This is a genomic window from Dietzia sp. IBK-p2-15D (assembly GCF_057773105.1).
The window spans coordinates 122,263-142,070 of the sequence record NZ_JBYMTK010000001.1 but is presented as its reverse complement, the minus strand read 5'-3'; the positions used below and the strand labels follow the sequence as shown (position 1 = coordinate 142,070).

The 19,808-nt window shown below is 70.4% G+C and carries 19 protein-coding genes; 12 read left to right on the top strand and 7 right to left on the bottom strand.

Going from position 1 to position 19,808, the window contains the following annotated elements; translation table 11 throughout:
- Positions 1-53: 53 nt before the first annotated feature.
- The 6 genes from AC3DEV_RS00640 to groL form a co-directional block, all read right to left on the bottom strand.
- On the bottom strand, positions 54-1,169 hold the full coding sequence (locus AC3DEV_RS00640) for an alpha/beta hydrolase (RefSeq protein ID WP_488370968.1): 1,116 nt from the start codon (positions 1,167-1,169) through the stop codon (positions 54-56).
- 387 nt (positions 1,170-1,556) lie between these two features.
- Complete coding sequence (locus AC3DEV_RS00635; RefSeq protein WP_488370967.1) at positions 1,557-1,703, bottom strand: hypothetical protein; 147 nt, start codon at positions 1,701-1,703, stop codon at positions 1,557-1,559.
- A gap of 153 nt (positions 1,704-1,856) precedes the next feature.
- Positions 1,857-2,027 carry a hypothetical protein gene (locus AC3DEV_RS00630; protein ID WP_488370966.1) on the bottom strand — a complete coding sequence of 57 codons (171 nt, stop codon included), beginning with the start codon at positions 2,025-2,027 and terminating at the stop codon, positions 1,857-1,859.
- A 402-nt stretch (positions 2,028-2,429) separates the two neighbouring features.
- On the bottom strand, positions 2,430-2,585 hold the full coding sequence (locus AC3DEV_RS00625; protein WP_167507209.1) for a hypothetical protein: 156 nt from the start codon (positions 2,583-2,585) through the stop codon (positions 2,430-2,432).
- A gap of 48 nt (positions 2,586-2,633) precedes the next feature.
- The gene (locus AC3DEV_RS00620) at positions 2,634-2,777 is read right to left on the bottom strand and encodes a hypothetical protein (protein WP_167457909.1); all 144 of its coding nucleotides are present in this window, start codon (positions 2,775-2,777) and stop codon (positions 2,634-2,636) included.
- 244 nt (positions 2,778-3,021) lie between these two features.
- Positions 3,022-4,644, bottom strand: coding sequence for a chaperonin GroEL (gene groL / locus AC3DEV_RS00615; RefSeq protein ID WP_120286075.1), 1,623 nt, complete (start codon positions 4,642-4,644; stop codon positions 3,022-3,024).
- Positions 4,645-4,929: 285 nt separating this feature from the next.
- Between groL and AC3DEV_RS00610 the strand changes: the two genes are divergently transcribed.
- Both AC3DEV_RS00610 and AC3DEV_RS00605 read left to right on the top strand, forming a co-directional pair.
- On the top strand, positions 4,930-5,406 hold the full coding sequence (locus tag AC3DEV_RS00610; protein ID WP_313312319.1) for an SRPBCC family protein: 477 nt from the start codon (positions 4,930-4,932) through the stop codon (positions 5,404-5,406).
- Positions 5,407-5,413: 7 nt separating this feature from the next.
- On the top strand, positions 5,414-6,133 hold the full coding sequence (locus AC3DEV_RS00605) for a DUF8017 domain-containing protein (protein ID WP_472985990.1): 720 nt from the start codon (positions 5,414-5,416) through the stop codon (positions 6,131-6,133).
- Between the two features lie 25 nt (positions 6,134-6,158).
- On the opposite strand, the gene AC3DEV_RS00600 is transcribed toward AC3DEV_RS00605, so the two are convergent.
- Complete coding sequence (locus tag AC3DEV_RS00600) at positions 6,159-6,923, bottom strand: hypothetical protein (RefSeq protein ID WP_488370965.1); 765 nt, start codon at positions 6,921-6,923, stop codon at positions 6,159-6,161.
- 80 nt (positions 6,924-7,003) lie between these two features.
- Between AC3DEV_RS00600 and AC3DEV_RS00595 the strand changes: the two genes are divergently transcribed.
- From AC3DEV_RS00595 to AC3DEV_RS00550, 10 genes are all read left to right on the top strand, one after another.
- Positions 7,004-8,440 (top strand): M20/M25/M40 family metallo-hydrolase, encoded by a 1,437-nt coding sequence (locus AC3DEV_RS00595; RefSeq protein ID WP_488370964.1) that lies wholly within the window; start codon positions 7,004-7,006, stop codon positions 8,438-8,440.
- A 102-nt stretch (positions 8,441-8,542) separates the two neighbouring features.
- Complete coding sequence (locus AC3DEV_RS00590; protein WP_488370963.1) at positions 8,543-9,730, top strand: alpha/beta hydrolase; 1,188 nt, start codon at positions 8,543-8,545, stop codon at positions 9,728-9,730.
- A gap of 51 nt (positions 9,731-9,781) precedes the next feature.
- The gene (locus AC3DEV_RS00585) at positions 9,782-12,088 is read left to right on the top strand and encodes an AAA family ATPase (RefSeq protein WP_488370962.1); all 2,307 of its coding nucleotides are present in this window, start codon (positions 9,782-9,784) and stop codon (positions 12,086-12,088) included.
- 198 nt (positions 12,089-12,286) lie between these two features.
- On the top strand, positions 12,287-12,835 hold the full coding sequence (locus AC3DEV_RS00580) for a hypothetical protein (RefSeq protein WP_182634788.1): 549 nt from the start codon (positions 12,287-12,289) through the stop codon (positions 12,833-12,835).
- 132 nt (positions 12,836-12,967) lie between these two features.
- On the top strand, positions 12,968-16,012 hold the full coding sequence (locus AC3DEV_RS00575) for a Na+/H+ antiporter subunit A (RefSeq protein WP_120286081.1): 3,045 nt from the start codon (positions 12,968-12,970) through the stop codon (positions 16,010-16,012).
- Complete coding sequence (locus AC3DEV_RS00570; protein WP_067719286.1) at positions 16,009-16,638, top strand: Na(+)/H(+) antiporter subunit C; 630 nt, start codon at positions 16,009-16,011, stop codon at positions 16,636-16,638. Before AC3DEV_RS00575 ends, AC3DEV_RS00570 begins: the two co-directional genes overlap by 4 nt.
- The gene (locus tag AC3DEV_RS00565) at positions 16,635-18,260 is read left to right on the top strand and encodes a Na+/H+ antiporter subunit D (RefSeq protein WP_067719289.1); all 1,626 of its coding nucleotides are present in this window, start codon (positions 16,635-16,637) and stop codon (positions 18,258-18,260) included. Before AC3DEV_RS00570 ends, AC3DEV_RS00565 begins: the two co-directional genes overlap by 4 nt.
- Before the next feature lies 1 nt (position 18,261).
- On the top strand, positions 18,262-19,068 hold the full coding sequence (locus AC3DEV_RS00560; RefSeq protein WP_488370961.1) for a Na+/H+ antiporter subunit E: 807 nt from the start codon (positions 18,262-18,264) through the stop codon (positions 19,066-19,068).
- Between the two features lie 65 nt (positions 19,069-19,133).
- Positions 19,134-19,361, top strand: a complete 228-nt coding sequence (locus AC3DEV_RS00555; RefSeq protein WP_067719517.1) for a monovalent cation/H+ antiporter complex subunit F — start codon at positions 19,134-19,136, stop codon at positions 19,359-19,361.
- Positions 19,358-19,726 (top strand): monovalent cation/H(+) antiporter subunit G, encoded by a 369-nt coding sequence (locus AC3DEV_RS00550; protein ID WP_067719292.1) that lies wholly within the window; start codon positions 19,358-19,360, stop codon positions 19,724-19,726. Before AC3DEV_RS00555 ends, AC3DEV_RS00550 begins: the two co-directional genes overlap by 4 nt.
- Positions 19,727-19,808 lie beyond the last annotated feature (82 nt).

The window sequence follows — 19,808 nt, the reverse complement described above, 5'->3', positions numbered from 1 at the left end:
GTTCGTGGAGGTCCGGGGCGGCGCGTGCGCCGCTCGGCATCAGGGGATCAGGCTCAGCCCCAGCTGGCACCCATGGCGCGACCCATCATCGGCCAGGACTGCTTGAGGTCGTCCTCCCAGTAGCCCCACGAGTGCGTGCCGTTGGGCGCGAAGTCGAAGTGGGCCGGGATGCCGAGCTCGCCGAAGCGGCGGGCGAGGTTGGCGGTGCAGTACTGGGTGGCCGCCTCGATGACGCCGCCGACGATCGCCTGGTTGGCCAGCGCCGGGATGCTGTTGCGCAGACGCCAGTTCTCGAGCGACTCGTGCGGCCCGGGCAGGCCGTTGCCGGTGGAGATGAACATGGCGGGGAGCTGATTGTTCTTCATCTGCTCCTGGAAGCGGAAGGCACCCCAGACCGGGTCGTTGTCGAACCAGTTGTTGGTCCCGGTGCGGGGCTCACCCGGGAAGGGGCCCCACATGTTGTCGAGGTTCGCGCCGCCACGGAGACCGGTGACGATGTTGATGAACTCGTGACCGATCGGGGTGGACGTCTCGGCACAACCCGAGTACGAGCCGATGGCCTGGAACCTGCCCGGGTGCTTCTGGGCGATCGTCAAGACCGAGGTGGCGGTCATGGAGATCGCGGCGAGGCCACGCTTGCGGCCCTCGTAATTGCCACCGTAGCGACCCTCGAAGAGGTTCGGGAGCTCCTCGGCGAGGAAGGTCTCGAACGCCATCGGGCGGTCGGTCTCGCGGGCGAAGCGGGTCTGGACGTTGGGATCGTGCCGCTGCCAGTCCGTGTAGTACGAGAAGGCGCCGCCGATCGGGGTGACGGTCCACGCGTCCTTGTCGGACATGAACTTCTTCACGTCGGACTGCGCCTGCCAGGTGGCCGAGTCCTCGCCGCCGCCGGCGCCGTTGATCAGGTACAGCACCGGGGCCCCGGCGTTACCGTTACGCGGCGGCTGGACGATGTTGGGGACCTCGATCGCCATCTTGTCCGACCACACCGAGACGATCAAGCGGCCGTCGGGCAGCTTGGTCTCGACGACCTTGTTGGCGGCCGTGGCCTTGGTGTACTGGATGTTTCCGCCCTGGGCCTGGGCCGTGCCCGTGGCGACGACGGGGACCATGGCCGCAGCGAGGGCCGCTGTCGCGACCTTCGTGCCGAACCGCTTCACTGAACGCATATTTCGACGCCTTACATTCTCGTTGTTCACAGACGGACCCGGGCATTCCTGCGGGAACGCTAACCCGATTCCCAGTAGTCACACAAGTCCCACTAGACACAGTAGTACCACTATTGCGTCCGCAGGTCGTGCGTATTGCATCCGCGGGGCACGCTCCGAGGCTCCCACAGTCAGGTGGACCGAGGGAAACCGCGGAGCCGGCCGGCGCGGCTCACGTCAACATTATCGACGACAACCAGGCCCGCGTTACGACTATGAGCATTTTCCCACCCCCGGAACGTCCGCGAGACCGGCCGCGTCGTCGCAGCCATCTCGACGTCCGCACACGCATCGAGGGCGCCGGAGCCACTCCGACGCCCTCGACGACCGCGCTTGAGGCGGTGCTTCTTACTTCATGAAGCCGGTGGCCATGTCGGCAGCGAAGCCGCCGCCGATGAAGTAGGCGGCAGCCTTCGCGCCGGCCGCCAGAGCGCCGACGAAGTCGCCGCCGAGCTTGCTCAGGGCAGCGATCGCGCCCAGTGCCTCAGAACCCATGATGATCTCCTTGATTGTTGGTGTCGCCGCACACTAGATCGCACGGCGGACGAGATGAGGGGACGGCTGCCGAGATGTGACGGCAGACCGAGTGCGGCGAACCGCGGACGGCGAACACACAGCTGGAAGGGCGTGTCCGCCCGAACGGGACGATCAGTTGGTCGCCTCGGGGGCGGCAGAGCTGCCGCCGAGGAGCCCCTCGATGAGGGCAGGCGCGCCATCCTCCCCGCCGAAGCCCGCGAGGGAACCGGTGGTCCCGGCGATGAAGTCGAAGATGCTCTTCACGTTGCCGAGCAGGCCGGCGATCGCTCCGAAGTCAGGCATGTATTTCTCCCTTGTACTGTGATGTCGCCCCGGCTGAGGGGGCACTGAGTTAGGATAACCTAAGTCGCATCGGTGTCAATTGTGACATGCGTCTCAGTTCAATCCTGCGGCGCTGGCCGGTCACCGTGCGGCGGGTCTGTGCCCTGAGTCACTCTAAACTACGAAGCCTTAAGAAGTCTCATTAATGCGCGTTCTTTGCCAGAAGTTCGCCTGCGGCTCGAGCAGTGTCCATGAGTGACCGGTCAGAGATTCACCACCGTCGCCTGCCGTACACCTCGAGGTGGCGAAGGAGGTGTCCCACGCCACTGCCCTGATCGACGCGAAGCGGCCCGCGCGAGGGAGAGTCGCGCGGGCCGCATTCGGATCCGTCAGGGGCGGTCATCGCCCCGGACGGGGCTCGTGTCACTGCAGGAAGCCCCCCGTCAGGGCCTCCTGGAAGTCACCTCCGGTGAAGTACGCGAGGCCGGAGAACATGTCTCCGAACGCGCCGAGGAAGTCGTTGAGAAAGCCCAGTGCGCCACTGACGCCGGCAAGGGATCCGAACTCGGGGAAAGTCATCGTCTACTCCTGGAGGTGTTCTGGTGTGTCGTGGGTGGGTCGTGACGGCTATTCGGCGCTGATGCTCGTGATCGCGCCGATGAAGTCGTTGACCCCACCCTCGCCACCCAGGGACCCGGTGAAGAAGACGACGGCGCCGAGGATGTCGGTGATTCCGCCGAAGAGGTCGGACAGTTGACCGAAGTTGGGCATGGAGGTCTCCGTTCTCAGTGTGTACCGGCGCCCTCCGGGGCGCCTGACACAGACATTAGGGCGGCCGTTCAGCAGCCACCAGAGACGAAACCGTTCCTTAACCGCAGGTCACAGACGTTTTACGCGGGACGACCCACGTGACGATCGTGTTACGCGACCCGACGCCCCAGGAGAGCCCGACAAAGGCCGTGGCCCGCACCGGATCTCCGGTGCGGGCCACGGCCGCGTGCTGGGATGGGCTACATCAGAAGCCCATGCCGCCCATCTCGTCGCCACCCGGCATGGCGGGCGCGGCGGGCTCGGGCTTATCGGCCACGACGGCCTCGGTGGTGAGGAACAGCGCGGCGATCGACGCGGCGTTCTGCAGCGCCGAGCGGGTCACCTTGACCGGGTCGTTGATGCCGGCCTTGAGCAGGTCCTCGTATCCGCCGGTGGCGGCGTTCAGGCCCTCGGCGCCCGGCAGGTTGCGGACCTTCTCGGCCACGACGCCCGGCTCGAGGCCGGCGTTGTGGGCGATCTGCTTGAGCGGGGCGCTGAGCGCGAACTTGACGATGTTCGCGCCGGTGGCCTCCTCGCCCTCGAGGGACAGACCATCGATAGCGACCTCGGACTTGACCAGGGCGACGCCGCCGCCGGCGACGATGCCCTCCTCGACGGCCGCCTTGGCGTTGCGCACGGCGTCCTCGATGCGGTGCTTGCGCTCCTTGAGCTCGACCTCGGTGGCCGCGCCCGCCTTGATGACGGCGACGCCGCCGGCGAGCTTGGCGAGGCGCTCCTGGAGCTTCTCGCGGTCGTAGTCGGAGTCCGAGTTCTCGATCTCGGCGCGGATCTGGTTGACCCGACCCTCGATCTGACCCTGGTCCCCGGCACCCTCGACGATGGTGGTCTCGTCCTTGGTCACGACGACCTTGCGGGCCTTGCCGAGCATGGAGATGTCGGCGGTCTCGAGCGAGAGGCCGACCTCCTCGGAGATGACCTGGCCACCGGTGAGGATGGCGATGTCCTGCAGCATGGCCTTGCGGCGGTCACCGAAGCCCGGGGCCTTGACGGCGACGGACTTGAAGGTGCCGCGGATCTTGTTCACGACCAGGGTCGACAGGGCCTCGCCCTCGACGTCCTCGGCGATGATGAGCAGCGACTTGTTCTCGCCGATGACCTTCTCCAGCAGCGGGAGCAGGTCCTTGACGGTGGAGACCTTGCCGGAGACCAGCAGGACGTACGGATCCTCCATGACCGCCTCCTGGCGCTCCGGATCCGTCTGGAAGTACTGCGAGATGTAGCCCTTGTCGAAGCGCATGCCCTCGGTGAGCTCGAGGTCCAGACCGAAGGTCTGGGACTCCTCGACCGTGATCACGCCCTCCTTGCCGACCTTGTCCATGGCCTGGGCGATGAGCTCGCCGATGGCCGGGTCGCCGGCGGAGATCCCCGCGGTGGCGGCGATCTGCTCCTTGGTCTCGATCTCCGTGGCGGAGTCGATCAGGTGCTTGGTGACGGCCTCGACGGCCTTCTCGATGCCGCGCTTGATGCCCATGGGGTTGGCACCGGCGGCGACGTTGCGCAGGCCCTCGCGCACGAGGGCCTGGGCGAGAACGGTGGCGGTGGTGGTTCCGTCGCCGGCGACGTCGTCGGTCTTCTTGGCGACCTCCTTGACCAGCTCGGCGCCGATCTTCTCGTACGGCTCCTCGAGCTCGATCTCCTTGGCGATGGAGACGCCGTCGTTGGTGATCGTGGGGGCGCCCCACTTCTTCTCCAGCACGACGTTGCGGCCCTTGGGGCCGAGCGTGACCTTGACGGCGTCGGCGAGCTGGTTGAGACCGCTCTCCAGGCCGCGCCGGGCCTCTTCGTCGAACGCGATCATCTTTGCCATGGGGTGAATCATCCTCCGGGTATGGGGTGACACGCGTGTGGTCAGCGTCGGTGCCCGCGACGGACGGTGCGGACCGTGTCGGATCCGCGCCTCACCTTGCGACCTCGGTTCTCAGATCTTGCTGGCACTCAGGGTAGCCGAGTGCCAATCGCTTTTCTAGCACTCGCCCCCGACGAGTGCAAAGGCCCGGACGGCTGATTCGCGCTCGGCGAACGACCCTCATGCCGCCCGGCCCTGCCCTACCATCGAGACGCCGTCCCACCCGTTCGCCCGAAAGGCTCGTCAATGCCCACCGAACCCGCCGCAGCAGGCGCCATCGAGAGCTCCATCGAGATCGACGCCCCGCCGGCCCGGGTCTGGGAGGTCATCTCCGAGGTCCGCAACGCCACCCAGTGGAGCAGCCAGGCCTGGAAGATCTTCCCCCTCGGCGGCCGCACCGCCAAGGGCACGTGGGCACTGAACCTCAACAAGCGCGGGCCGCTCCTGTGGCCCACGACCAGCCGTGTGGTGGAGTTCGAGCCCGGCCGCCGGTTCGCCAACCGCATCACCGAGAACACCACCATCTGGGTCTTCGACCTCGAGCCGACCCCCGCCGGCGGCACCCTCCTCACCGAGCGCAGGGAGGTCCCGGACGGGCTGACCTTCATCTCCCGATTCCTCACCGACAAGGTGTTCGGAGGACAGAAGTCGTTCACCAGCGAGCTGGACCGGGGCGTGTCCACCTCCCTGCAGCGGATCAAGGCGCTCGCCGAGCGGGGCTGAGGCCGGCATGGCCCGGGCCGCCGCGGCCCTCATCGCGGGCTCGCTCGTCGCGTCGCTCTCCGGCTGCGCCCTGTGGTCGGGCGGCGGCGACGACACCGACGAGCCCACCCGTGAGCAGCCCGGGCCCACCCTGGCCGCCGGCCCCCCGCCGGCGGACTGGCAGGACGTCCGCAGCCCCACCGGGCTCGTGTACTCGGTTCCGCCGGGGTGGGAGGTCGGGGACCCGTCCGGGGTCGACGACGACGCCGGCGACCCCGGATCGGACTGGGGATCGGGCTACGTCACCACCGCCAACGCCATCGCCGACCGTGGCTACTGCCGGCTCGGGGGCCTGAGCTTCCGGACCCTGGTCGGCATCAGCGCGACGGCACTGCCGGGCGAGGCGCGTGAACAAGCCGAATCGGCGTCCCGGGCCATGGCGGACTCGATCGACCGACGGTTCACCCAGGCCGGTGCCGACGTCCCCGTCCCCGATGCCCGCAGGATCGGGGTCTCGGGGGTGCCCGCCTGGTACGTCTCGCTGCGCGGCGAGGTGCGTCCCCCGCGCAACGACTGCACCCCGCCGACCATCCGCTTCGACACCATCGCGGTGTCCACGCGGGGCCCGGACGGCGCGCCGGCCTCACTGGTGTTCGTGCTCATGTCCGACGAGGGCGAGGCCGGCGTGCAGCCCACGGAGACGATCGACGCCGTGGTGGCGTCCCTGCGCTACGACATCTCGGTGTGACGCCACCCGGGCGCGGCCACCCGGTTCAGGCCGCGGTGGCGGAGTCGCGGCCGCCCGTCGCGGGATCGCCCCCGGCGGGCTCCGCGACCACGTCATCTGTCCGCGCATCCTCCGTCCGCGCGTCACGCGGCAGGAATTCCGCCCACCACTGATCGCAGCGAGCCCAGGCCCAGCCGGCGTCCGCCGCGGCGTCGGCCGCGTCGACCGGGACGGTCCATAGGCGCACGGGGACGTCCGGCCCGTCCTTCGCGTGGATGATCAGGGACTCGCCACACCGCTCGAAGCGGAAGCAGCGTTCGCCGTCGACCTCCAGCTCCAACCGGTCGCCGTCGATCAGGAGCTTGCCGATCAGCTGGCCCAGGAGCTCGTGGGTGACCCACGGCAGCGTGCCGCGGGGCCGGCCGCGCACCGCGTGGTCGGCGATCCCCGCGCCCACCATGGTCGGCCGGCGGTGGACGTCGACATCAATGCGCTCGCGCGGGTCGGCCACCAGCCCCAGCTCGGGCGAGGTCACGCGGAGCTGGCGCGGGGCGGCGTACCGCATGACGGCGTTGACCACGAGTGGGCGGGTGATCACCTCGGGCCGGATGACCACGCCGACGCCCTCGATCACCGGGCGCGAGCACAGAGCGCCGGTCTCGCCGATCGCCTCGGCCTCCGGGAACCGCTTCGACACCTCGTCGCACAGCGACTCGAGGTCTGCGCGCACGTGTGCGGGCAACTCGTCGACGGAGGTGAGCTCGCGGAGCTCCTTCTCGGCAGGGGTGACGACGATCACAAAGCTACTCATGTGGACACTATACTTCATGCTGCGTTCACTTTCCGTTCATGTTGCCGGGTCGTGTCGGAGCGGGCAACTACTCTGTGCGCATGGCCGACTCCCCCGCGTTCGCTGACCCCCACCCCGATCTCGCCCCGCTCGCCGCCGCGGTCGCCGCCCAGCTCGACCGAGCCCGCTCCGATCTCGCCGATCTCGTCGCCCTGCCGTCGGTGCACGATGCCGAGCCGGGCGCCTGCGAGCAGGCCTGCGACCTCGTCCGCACCCTGCTCTCGGACCTGCCGATCCCGGGCCTGGGCGCGGATTCGGTCGAGGTGATCGAGACGTCCGACGGGTCGCGCGCGGTGTTCGCCCACCGCCCGGCCGCACCCGGCCGCCCCACGGTGCTGCTCTACAGCCACTACGACGTCCAGCCCTCCGGGGACCCGGGCGAGTGGACGTCCTCGCCGTGGGAACTGACCGAGCGCGATGGCCGGTGGTACGGCCGCGGCGCCGCGGACTGCAAGGGAAACCTCGTCGTGCACCTCGCCGCCCTGCGCGCGCTCGCCGCCCTGGGTGACGACGACGAGGTCGGCGCGCCCGGAACGGACCCGCTGGACGGCCTGGGGATCCGACTCGTCGTGGAGGGCTCCGAGGAGACCGGCGGAGGAGGCCTGGACGATCTCGTGGCGTCGCGGCCCGACCTGGTGGCGGCGGAGGCGATCCTCATCGCCGACTCCGGGAACGTCTCGGTCGGCACCCCCACGCTCACGACCAGCCTCCGGGGGATCGCGAACCTCGTCGTCGTCGTCGACACCATGGAGGCCGGGGTCCACTCCGGACAGTTCGGGGGCGCGGCGCCCGACGCGCTCGCCGCCCTCATCTCGATCCTCGCCTCGCTGCGCGACCCCGCCACCGGCGCCACGACCGTCGACGGCCTGGACTTCACCGGCGAGTGGGACGGGCAGCCCTACCCCGAGGAGACGTTCCGCGCCGACGCCGGGATCCTCGACGGGGTGGAGGTCTCCACGGCGGCGCCGCTCGCGGACCTGGTGTGGTCACGGCCCGCGGTGACCGTGCTGGGGATCGACTGCCCTCCGGTCGAGGGCGCGATCGCCGCCGTCCAGCCCCGAGCCCGCGCCCTGGTCAACCTGCGCGTTCCGCCCGGGATCGACCCGGTGGAGGCGCAACGGCTACTCACCGAGCACATCGAGCGGCGCAGGCCGTGGAACGCCCGGGTGAGCGTGGAACCCGAGGCCGTCGGCCACCCGTTCCGCTCGGTGCCGGCGGGCGGCTCGGACCCGGTCCACGACCTGCTCTCGCAGTGTCTGGCGCAGGCCTACGGCGCGGACGAGGTCGCCGTGGTCGGCTCCGGCGGATCGATCCCGCTGTGCACCGCGCTGCAGCGCGCCCATCCCGACGCGAGCATCGCACTGTTCGGCGTCGAGGACCCCGCGGCCGCGATCCACTCCCCCGACGAGAGCGTCGACCCGCGGGAGATCGAGCGCATCGCACTGGCGGAGGCGGCGTTCCTGCAGCGCTACCGCTGAGCCCCCCGCTCGGCGAACCGGTAACAGTGTGATGCCCCTGGGCCGATACTGTCACCAGTGGCGGTTCGACCAGGTCTCGGCTGCCCGGAAGAAGGAGCCGCCATGCCCGTGCCCGCACTCGCCCACCGCGTCACCCGCGCAGGCCGCGCCCTCCTCGCGACCGCTGCCGCCGCCGCACTGACGGTGGGGTTGCTCCCCGCCCCGGCGCAGGCGCAGGGGCTACCGGGGTCGATCAGTCCGGAGCAGATCGCCAACGGTGCACTCGGCACCATCTCGCCGGAGAGCCTCAGCCAGCTCCTCTACTTCGGCAACCTGCCGGGCTCGTCCGGGTCATCGATGATGGGCATCGCCAACCGGCTCGGATTCTCCCCCAACATGTTCGCCGGACCCCCGCCGCCGGCACCCCAGCCCAACCCGAACATCACCAAGACGCGTGTCGTGAGCAAGGAGATCGACGGACGCTACGAGCGATGGCTCATCGACTCGGCCGACATGAAGCGGGGGATCACCGTCGAGGTCTACCGCGCGCCCGACGGTAATCAGAACGCGCCGTTCCTCTACCTCCTCGACGGCGTCGGCTCCGAACTCCCCAGCGGCTTCATGCAGTGGGGCGCGGCCGAGCAGTTCGCGGACGAGAACGTCAACCTCATCATCCCGACCGGCGGCCAGGGTTCGATGTGGGCGGACTGGAACGAGCCCGACCCGGTGCTGGGCATCAGCAAGTGGGAGGCCTTCATCACCCGCGACCTGCCCGCCCTGGTCGAGCCCGAGGTCAGCACCAGCCGCAGCCGCGCGATCGGCGGGATCTCGATGGGCGCCGGCGCGGCCGTGACCATCGCCACCCGCCACCCCGATCTCTACCGGGCCGTCTTCGGCGTCTCGGGCTGCTACTCCACCGGCACGCTCGGTCAGATCCTCACCCGCTACACCGTGGAGAGCCGCGGCGCCACGCTGACCAACATGTGGGGCGAGCCGGGCAACGCTCAGTGGGCGGACCACGACGCGCTGATCAACGCGGAGGAGTTGCGCGGAAAGGCGATCTACCTCTCGTCCGGCACGGGCGTGGCCAACCCGGGCGACTGGGAGGACTACAACAACGACGCCGCCAACTTCGTCGCCGGCATGGCGCTGGAGCAGGCGACCGGGCAGTGCACACGCGCGGCGGACCGTCGCCTGCGCGAACTGCGCATCCCGGCGACGATCGACCACCTGCCCACCGGGCTGCACAACTGGTCCTACTACTCGCGTCAGATCCCCGTCGCCTGGAACGCCATCCGCGGCGCGCTGTGACCCCGCCGGGGCCGGAGGGGGTCCTGCGCTCGCCGCGATACGCTCACCTCCGTGAACTCCCGCCCGGATCTTGACCTGACCCTGCGTCTGTCGGCGTCCGCGGCCGATTCCCGACGGGGGATCGTCCGCGCACACCCGGAGGTGATCCTCGCGCTGGGGATGCGCGAGTGGGATGCCATCGAGATCATCGGCGCCCGCACCACGGGCGCCGTGGTCGCCGCCGCGGCCACGGGCGCGCCGAGCGGCGTGCTGGTGGTCGACGAGGTGGTGGCCGCCAACTGCGGCCTGGGCGAGGACGCGCGGGTGACCGTGCGGGCCGCGCAGGTGACGGGCGCGCAGTCCGTCGAGGTCCAGGGCCTCCCGCCGGCGGGCCGCGGTGTCGCCGAGCGTGTGCTGCGGTCGGCGCTGCTGGGCAAGGTGGTGCGGGTCGGGGACTCGGTCACGCTGATGCCGCGCGATCTCGGCCCCGACTTCCCCACCTCCGACACCACCCGAACCCTGCGCAACACCATGGGCGCGGCATGGAGCACCGAACTGCTCACCGTCATCGCGACCGTGCCCGGCGGGACCGTCTCCGTGCAGCCCACCACGGCGATCGTGACCGGCGTGGGCACCGGGGGCACGGGGGCCGCGAGTACGGGAACGACGACGAGCCCCCGCACCACGCCGGCTCCTGCCGTCACCGGCGTGCACGGCCCGGGTTCGGCCATCACGGCCGTCGCGGGGGAAGACCTCGTCGGGGTCGCCGACCGGGCCGAGGTGCTGGAGCAATGGCTCTCCCTCGCGCTGGACCGCTCGGAGTTGTTGCGGACGCTGGGCGCGTCGCCGCACCTCGGGGTGCTGGTGGCGGGACCTCCGGGCGTCGGCAAGGCGACGCTGGTCCGCTCGGTCGCCGGCCACCGGCGGCTCGAGGTGGTCGACGGGCCCTCGGTCGGAGCGCTCGACCCCGCCTCACGACTCGAGGCGGTACGTGCCGCCGCCGAGCGGGCCCGCGAGAATGGCGGGATCCTGCTGGTCACCGACGTCGACGCACTGCTCCCCGCCCAGCCCGAGCCGGTGTCCACGCTGGTCCTCGACCGACTGCGGTCGGTGGTGGCGTCCCCAGGATCGGTGCTGGTGGCGACCTGCGTGCGCCCAGAGGACGCCGACGCCCGGCTCCGCGAGCCCGACCTCTGCGACCGCGTCCTCGACCTGCCCCTGCCCGACGCGGCCGACCGCGCCGCGCTGCTGGAGGTCATGCTCAGAAACGTGCCCACCGGGACGCTGGACCTGCGCGCCGTCGCCGAGCGCACCCCCGGGTACGTCGCCGGCGACATGAGGGCACTGACCCGGGAGGCGGCCCTGCGGGCGGCCGGGCGGGCCGCGGGCAACGGCGTCACCGACCGGCCCGCGCCCGGCGACCCCGCGCCAAATCTCCCCGCGCCCGACCACCCCGCGCCCGACCACCCCGCGCCCGACCACCCCGTCGCCCGTCTGGAGCAGGACGACCTCCTGGGCGCGATCAGCGTGATCCGGCCGCTGTCCCGGTCCGGCACCGAGGAGCTGAGCCTGGGATCGATCACCCTCGACGACGTCGGGGACATGGAGGAGGTGCGTCAGGCGCTCACCGAGACGGTGCTGTGGCCACTGCAGCACCGCGACTCCTTCGAACGGCTGGGGGTCCAGCCGCCACGGGGCGTGCTGTTGTACGGTCCCCCGGGCTGCGGGAAGACATTCGTCGTGCGGGCCCTCGCCGCGAGCGGGCGGCTGACAGTGCACATGGTCAAGGGTGCCGAGCTCATGGACAAGTGGGTCGGGTCCTCGGAGAAGGCCGTCCGCGACCTGTTCCGCAAGGCGCGTGACTCGGCGCCGTCGCTGGTGTTCCTCGACGAGATCGACGCGCTCGCCCCGCGCCGGGGCCAGTCGGGCGACTCGGGCGTCGGCGATCGGGTGGTGGCGGCCCTGCTCACCGAACTCGACGGTGCGGAGCCACTGGGTGATGTGGTCATCCTCGGCGCCACCAACCGGCCCGAACTCATCGACCCCGCCCTGCTGCGTCCGGGGCGGCTCGAACGCCTGGTGTTCGTCCCCCCGCCGGACGCCGAGGCCCGCGCCGACATCCTCCGGGCCGCCGGCCGGGACGTCCCGCTGGCCGAGGACGTCGACCTGGCCGAGCTCGCGACCGACCTGAACGGGTATTCCGCAGCGGACTGCGCCGCCCTGCTCCGGGAGTCGGCGCTGACCGCGATGCGTCGCGACATCGACGCGGCCGAGGTCACCGCAGAGGACGTGGCGCGCGCCCGCCGCGCGGTCAGACCCTCTCTCGACCCCGTGCAGGTGGAGGACCTCCGGCAGTACGCCGAGCGTCGCGAGAGCTGAGCAGCGCGAGGGTGCCGCGCGCGGGGGCGGGGCGCCACGGGCTTGCCGGGATTCACGCCGGCGGCCTAGAGTGTCTGACCATGCGGAAGATTCTCGTAGTAACCGGACGTAACGGGGCCTGACAGACCGGCACCCCCGTTGCGTGGTTGCTCCTTCTGACGTCGGTCATCTCACCGACGCACCAGAAGCGAGAACTCCATGACCCCCACGGCGAATCCCACGTTCGGCGGACCCCACGCGACCACCGGCTCTCCCATCTGCCCCTTCGCGGATCGATTCGGCCGCCGGCTGCCACGAGGGTTCGCCTCCGAGGCCGCGGGCCTGGACTGGCGCACGCTGCTCGACACCTACGCCCCGTCCTCCGACCGCTTTCATCTGGCCGATTTCTCCCGCCGCCCGCTGGGTCGGGGCATCACCGCCTACGAGGCGATCCTGGCCACCCGTGCCGCAGGGGACGCGCCCGGCGAGTTCACCGCCCGCCGCCTGACCACCGAGTCCTGCGGTGACGTCACCGCGATGTCCGACATGCTGGGCCAGGTCGGCGCGCGTGCGGAGATCGAGCAGTTCCACCAGTACGAGGGCCACCGGCACGGCGGCCACGCCTTCGGCGAGGCCGGATCGTGGTGCACGATCCTGCGCGCCAGCTGTGGTCGCCGCGAGACGTGGGCGCTCGGGTTCGGGCAGACCTCCACCGAGGCCTCGATCGCGGCGCTGCTCAGCGCCGCGACCCGTCTCCACCTGCGGTGAAGTCGGCTCAGAAACACCGTTCTGTAAAGTGATCACAGGAACCACGCCCCGGTCGACCACCGACTCCCCGCCGCCTCGCGGCGGATACGTCCGCATGTCGTCGTCCGTTCGACGCAAGGAAAGGAGCCGCCGGTGATCGTGATCCTCGCGGCCCATGCCGTGGCCGCCCTGATCGCGATCCCGTTGGTGTCCAGGTTCGGACGCCGCGCCTTCCCGCTCCTGGCGTTGGTCCCCGCCGCCGGCGCGGTCTGGGTGGCCGCGAACCTCGACCGGGTACCCACGGAGTCCATCCAGTGGGCTCCCGGCATCCACCTGGCGCTCGACCTGCGGATGGACGCCCTGTCCGCGCTGATGTCCCTCATCGCACTGGGCGTCGGTGCGTTGGTGCTGTTCTACTGCACCTGGTACTTCGACGACTCCGAACCGCGACTCCACCTGTTCGCCGCGGAGCTCGTCGCCTTCGCGGGCGTCATGTTCGGCCTGGTCGTGGCCGACAACATGATCCTGCTGTACATCTTCTGGGAGATCACCTCCGTTCTGAGCTTCCTGCTGGTCGGCCACTACGCCGAGCGGGCCTCGTCCCGGCGTGCCGCCACCCAGGCACTGCTGGTGACCACCCTCGGCGGCCTGGCGATGCTCGTCGGCATGATCATCCTGGCGCAGGAAGCCGGGTCGTACCTGCTCAGCGAGATCATCGCGGCCCCACCGTCGGGGCCCCTCGTCCACTGGGCTCTCGCCCTGGTCATCATCGGCGCGGCGAGCAAGTCCGCCATCGCTCCCCTGCACTTCTGGCTACCGGGGGCGATGACCGCCCCCACCCCGGTGAGCGCGTACCTGCACTCCGCGGCCATGGTCAAGGCCGGCGTCTTCCTCGTCGCGGCGTTCAGTCCCGGATTGTCCGGCTCGTCCACCTGGCAGCTGCCACTCATCGCCCTGGGCCTGGTCTCCCTGCTCATGGCCGGGTGGCGGGCGCTACGCGAGACGGACCTCAAGCTGGTGCTGGCCTTCGGCACCGTGTCCCAGCTGGGTTTCCTGCTCGTGCTGGTGGGCATCGGCTCCCGGGACACCATGCTCGCCGGGCTCACCATGCTGCTCGCGCACTCGCTGTTCAAGTCGTCCCTGTTCATGGCGGTCGGCGTGATCGACAAGACGACCGGCACCCGTGAGATCCGCGAGCTGTCGGGCCTCGGCCGCTCGCGGCCCGCACTGGCGGTGTTCTTCACCCTCGCCGCCGCCTCGATGGCCGGGCTCCCGCCCTTCCTCGGATTCATCGGCAAGGAGTCCGCGTTCGCCACCGTGCTGACCGAGGGCCGACTACACGGGATGCCCGCGATCGTCGTCACCGCGGGCCTCGTACTGGGCTCGGTGCTCACCTTCTCGTACACCGCCCGCCTGGTCATGGGCGCATTCCGGGACAAGCCGACCTTCCCCGACGGGATCAGTCCCGCGGTCGCCGACTCGAAGCCCGTCAACCCGATGTTCCTCTCGGTGCCCGCGGTCCTCGCCGTCGCCGGCCTGGTGCTCGGCCTGTGGTCGGCGCCCGTCGAGAACCTCCTCGTCCGGTTCGTCGATGTCGCGTTCCCGCCCGGCAGCCCGTGGCGCGGAGACGAGGCCTACCACCTGGGACTGTGGCACGGCGTCGGCATCCCGTTGGCGCTCACGGCGGTCGTGTACGTGCTCGGAACCATGCTCTATGTCGCCCAGCGGACCGTCGAGCGGATGCAATTCGAGTCGCCCGCGCTGGGTAACGCCGACCGCATCTACGACGCCGTCCTGCGCTTCTTCGACCTCCTGTCGCTGCGCCTGACCGCGAGCATCCAGCGCGGCTCCCTCCCGCTGACGCTCGGCATCATCCTGTTCACCCTCGTGCTGTTCCCGTTCGCGTCCCTCATGGTCGGCACCCGCGAGGGCCTGCGGATGGAGCTGGCGGGCAACCCGGTCGTGCTGTTCGTCATGATCCCCATGACCGTCGCCGCGATCGCCGCCACCGTCCTGCGCAACCGCCTCGCCGCGGTGATCAGCATGTCCGTCACCGGCTACGGCGTCGCCATCATCTTCGCCTTCCACGGCGCCCCGGACCTGGCCCTCACCCAGGTGTTGGTGGAGACGCTGCTGATGGTCGCGTTCGTCCTGGTGCTGCGCACGATGCCCGCCGAGGTCCCGTTGTCGGACGGCTTCCGCCGGACCCGCGCCTGGCTCGGCATCGGGGTGGGCCTGCTCGTGGTGATCGTCGGCGCCTACGCGATCAACGCCCGCCAGCGGCCCGCCGTGTCCACCGTCTTCCCGGACCTCGCCTACGACATCGGCAACGGTGCCAACGCCGTCAACGTCACCCTGGTCGACATCCGCGCCTGGGACACCCTCGGTGAGATCACGGTGCTGCTCGTCGCCGCCACCGGTGTGGCCAGCCTGGTCTTCCGCAACCGCCGCTACGGCTCGGGGCCCCGCCTCGCCGACGCCGGCAAGACGCGCTCCGGCCGACGGGGCATCGAGGCCGCCCGCATCGTCGTCGAGGCTCCCGGCGCCTCCCCCGGCCGCTGGCTGGTCGGGGCGACCGTCCGCGATCCGCGCGCCCGCTCCCTCGTCCTCGAGGTCACCACCAGGCTCATCTTCCCCACCATGATGATCCTGAGCCTGTTCTTCTTCTTCGCGGGACACAACAATCCCGGAGGCGGCTTCGCGGGCGGTCTCGTGGCGGGCCTGGCCCTCGTACTGCGGTACGTCGCCGGCGGCCGTTACGAGCTCGGGGAGGCCATCCCGATCGACGCCGGCCGGATCCTCGGATTCGGGCTCCTGCTGGCCGCCGGCACGGCCACCGCGTCCATGTTCTTCGGGGCGCCTCCCCTGTCCAGCGCCACCTTCGAGGGGACGCTCCCCGTGTTCGGGGACGTCAAGTTCGTCACGGCACTGTTCTTCGACGCGGGGGTGTACCTCATCGTCGTCGGTCTCGTCCTCGACATCCTCCGCAGCCTCGGCGCCCGACTCGACCTGGACGCCGAGGACCTCGAGGAACTCCGCGCCGTCTACGTCGACGCCACCGACTCGCCGTCCACCGCCTCCCTGCGCCGCGTCCCCGGCGTCGACGGCGCCGCACCGCGGTCCGATCTGGCCGCCCGCCGCGCCGCACGCCTGAAGGCCGCCGAGAACCAGGGCACGACGTCCCGGGGGATGCCATGACCGCCGACTTCGCACTGCTGCTCCTAGCCGGCATCCTCAGCGCCGCCGGCGTCTACCTGCTGCTCGAGCGGGCCATCATCAAGATCCTGCTGGGCATCATGATCCTGTCCAACGGCGTCAACCTGCTGCTGCTGGCGGCGGGCGGCGCGCCCGGGAACCCGCCCATCCGCGACCGGACCTGGGGCGGCAACGCCACCGACTCCGATCCGCTCGCCCAGGCGATGATCCTCACCGCCATCGTCATCACCGCCGGTGTCGGGGCGTTCATCCTCGCGCTGGCCTACCGCTCGTACCAGTTCACCACCGTGGACGAGGTCGCGGACGACGTCGAGGACACCAAGATCGCCCGACGCTCCCCCACCGACGCCTGGTCCGCTCCCGACCGTGACGCCTCCGACGACCACGCCACCGGTCAGCCCACCGAACTCGGTGACCACGTCGACTACGACGACGAGGACCTCGAGGAGGCCGAAGCCGAGGCCGCCGCCGAAGCCCGCGCGGAGGCCCGGGCCAGAGCCGAGGCCGACGCTCGCGCGGAGGCACGGGCCCGCGCCGAGGCGGAGGCCCGACGTATCGATCGACGCGTGAAGCGCAACAAGGACGCCGGAAAGGAGGAGGACCTGTGATCTCCCCCGAACTCTTCGGCTACCTCATCCCGTCGGTCGTCCTCGCCCCGATGCTGGCGGCCGCCCTCTGTCTGGTGGTCTCCCGCCGACCGCGGGTGCAGAACGTCATCACGATCGCCACCCTGACCGGGGTGTTGGTCATCTCCGGCATCCTGCTGGTGCTGACCGAACAACACGGGATGCACACCGTCCAGGTGGGAGGCTGGGACGCCCCGGTCGGCATCACCCTGGTCGCGGACCGGCTCAGCGCGCTGATGCTGTGCGTATCCGCCGTGATCCTGCTGACGGTCATCATCTACGCCGTCGGCCAGGGTGTCCGCGACGGTGACGGCGACCAGCCGACCTCGGTCTTCCTGCCCACCTACCTCGCGCTGGCCGCCGGCCTGAACGCGGCGTTCATCGCCGGCGACCTGTTCAACCTGTTCGTCGGGTTCGAGATGCTGCTGGCCGCGTCGTACGTGCTGCTCACGCTGGGTGCCAGTCAGGAACGTGTGCGCGCGGGCGTGTCGTACACCGTTGTGTCGATGGTGTCCTCGATGGTCTTCCTGCTGGGCATCGCGCTGACCTATTCCGCCGTCGGAACGCTCAACCTGGCGCAGGTCGCCACCCGGATGGCCGAGGTCCCGGACGGCCTGCGGCACACCATCTTCGCCGTGTTCCTCGTGGCGTTCGGCATCAAGGCCGCCGTGTTCCCGCTGTCCACGTGGCTGCCCGACTCGTACCCGACCGCGCCCGCCCCGGTCACCGCCGTGTTCGCCGGTCTGCTCACCAAGGTCGGCGTCTACGCGATCATCCGCTTCCACACCCTGGTGTTCCCCGGGGGCAGCATGGACGGCGTCCTCCTGGTGGCCGGCCTGTTGACGATGGTCGTGGGGATCCTCGGTGCGATCGCCCAGTCGGACATCAAGCGGATATTGTCGTTCACCCTGGTCAGCCACATCGGCTACATGATCTTCGGGGTCGCCCTGTCCACCGAGTCCGGGCTGAGCGCCGCGATCTACTACGTCGGCCACCACATCGTCGTGCAGACCACACTGTTCCTGGTCGTGGGCCTCATCGAACGGCAGGCGGGGTCGTCCTCCCTCCGGCGGCTGGGGTCCCTCGGCGTCGTCAGCCCGGTCCTCGCCGTCACGTTTCTCATCCCGGCGCTCAACCTGGGCGGGATCCCGCCGTTCTCCGGCTTCGTCGGCAAGCTCGCCGTGGTCCAGGCCGGCGCAGAGGTCGGCGGGGTCCTCATGTGGGTGCTCGTCGCCGGCGCCATGGTCACCAGCCTGCTGACGCTGTACGTGGTCGTGCGCGTGTGGTCCAAGGCGTTCTGGCGGCCCCGGGCGGACGCCCCCGAGGGCGCGATCGCGCTGGCCAAGCCGCTCGCACTGCTGCCGTCCGACGAGTACGTCGAGTTCGACGAGCGCGACGAGGTCGGGCGGATGCCGTGGAGCATGCTGGCCCCGACGTGGGCGCTCATCGTCGTCTCGCTTCTCATGACCGTCTTCGCCGGCCCGCTGCTCGCGGTCACCGACGGCGCCGCCGAGAGTCTGCGGGAGCGTGTCGAGTACCTCGTGACCGTCCCCACCGACGCCACACCCGAACGCTTCGTCGACTCCGTGACGGGGGTGCGCTGACATGGCCCGGAAGATGACGTTGGAGCCGCGGGTGCTCGGCGCCCGCCTGTTCATGACCCTGTGGCTGGCATTCGCCTGGGTCCTGCTGTGGGGCAGCATCGACATCGGCACCATCGCCGCCGGACTCATCGTCGCGACCGTGGTGATGGCCGTCCTCCCGCTCCCCCGCGTCCCCGTCGAGGGTCTGCTGCGGCCGGTGTCGATGGTGTGGCTGGTGCTCGTGGTGGCCTACTACCTGGTCCGCTCGTCGTTCGCCGTCGCCTGGCTGTCGGTCCGGCCCCAGGCTCCCCCACGCTCCGCCGTGCTGCGCGCCCCGATGCGGCTGAAGTCCGACTTCACCCTGGCCCTGGCCGTCAACACCCTCAACCTCATGCCGGGCGGCATCGTCGTCCGCGTCGATCCCGCGGCCCGCTACGTCTACATCCACGTACTGAACACCGGAACCGACGACGCCGTGGAGCATTTCCGATCCCAGACCGCGCACATCGAGACGCTCTACCAGCGCGCCTTCGAGCGCGACGAGGACTGGAAGCCGAGCCCGGAGCACTACTCCGCACCCGCCGACAGCGCCCCGACGACCGTGGGCACCGCGGACTCCGCGGAATCCGCACCCCACGCCGCTAACCAAGCCGCGCCAGCTCACGCCGCCGCAGACCACCCCGCCGCAGACCACACCGACGCAGACGAGCCCGGAGCTGCACGAGTCGAAGCAGAGCAGGCCGAAACAGAGCAGGCCGAAGCAGAGCACTCGGCCCACCACGCGGACGACGCCGACGGCCCCGGCCCGGGAAAGGAGGCCCCCCGGTGAACATCATCTCGCTCGTCCTCTGGAGCCTGGCCGTCATCGCGCTGACGGCCGCGCTGTTCGCCACCATGATCCGGCTCGTCGGCGGCCCCAACACCCTCGACCGTCTGATCTCCCTGGATGCGCTCGTCGCGGTGGCCCAGGGCGGCATCGGTGTCTACATCGCCTGGTCCAAGGACACCACCCCCGCCGCCGCGCTCGTCGCGCTCGCCCTCGTGGCGTTCCTCGGGTCGGTGTCCGTGGCCCGTTTCCGCGTGAACGACACCGTCGGATCGCCCGAGGAGGCCCTCCCATGACCAACGACCTGGTGGAGATCATCTCCGCACTGTTCGTCCTCGCCGGCGCGCTGCTGACACTGGCCAGCGCGATCGGCCTCGTCCGCTTCCGCGACACCCTCAGCCGCATGCACCCGGCCGCCAAGCCGCAGGTCCTCGGCCTCGTGCTGATCCTGCTCGGCGCCGGGATCCGGATCTTCCCGGACATCGACCTGGGCATGCTCGTGCTGGCCGCGATCGTCGCCGTGTGCACGGCGCCGGTGATCGCGAACCGCGTGGGCAACCTCGCCTACCGGGAGAGCGTCGAGGACGGCACCATCACCCACGAGGCCCCCGTGCTGGAGAAGTTCACCGGGTCGGGCCTCGACGGCAGCGCCGCCAACTGACCCGTCGCGCGGCCGGGGCCGGCCGCCGGCTCAACGAGAAGAGCGTCCCGCACCTGTCCCTCTCGGGGAACGTGTACGGGAC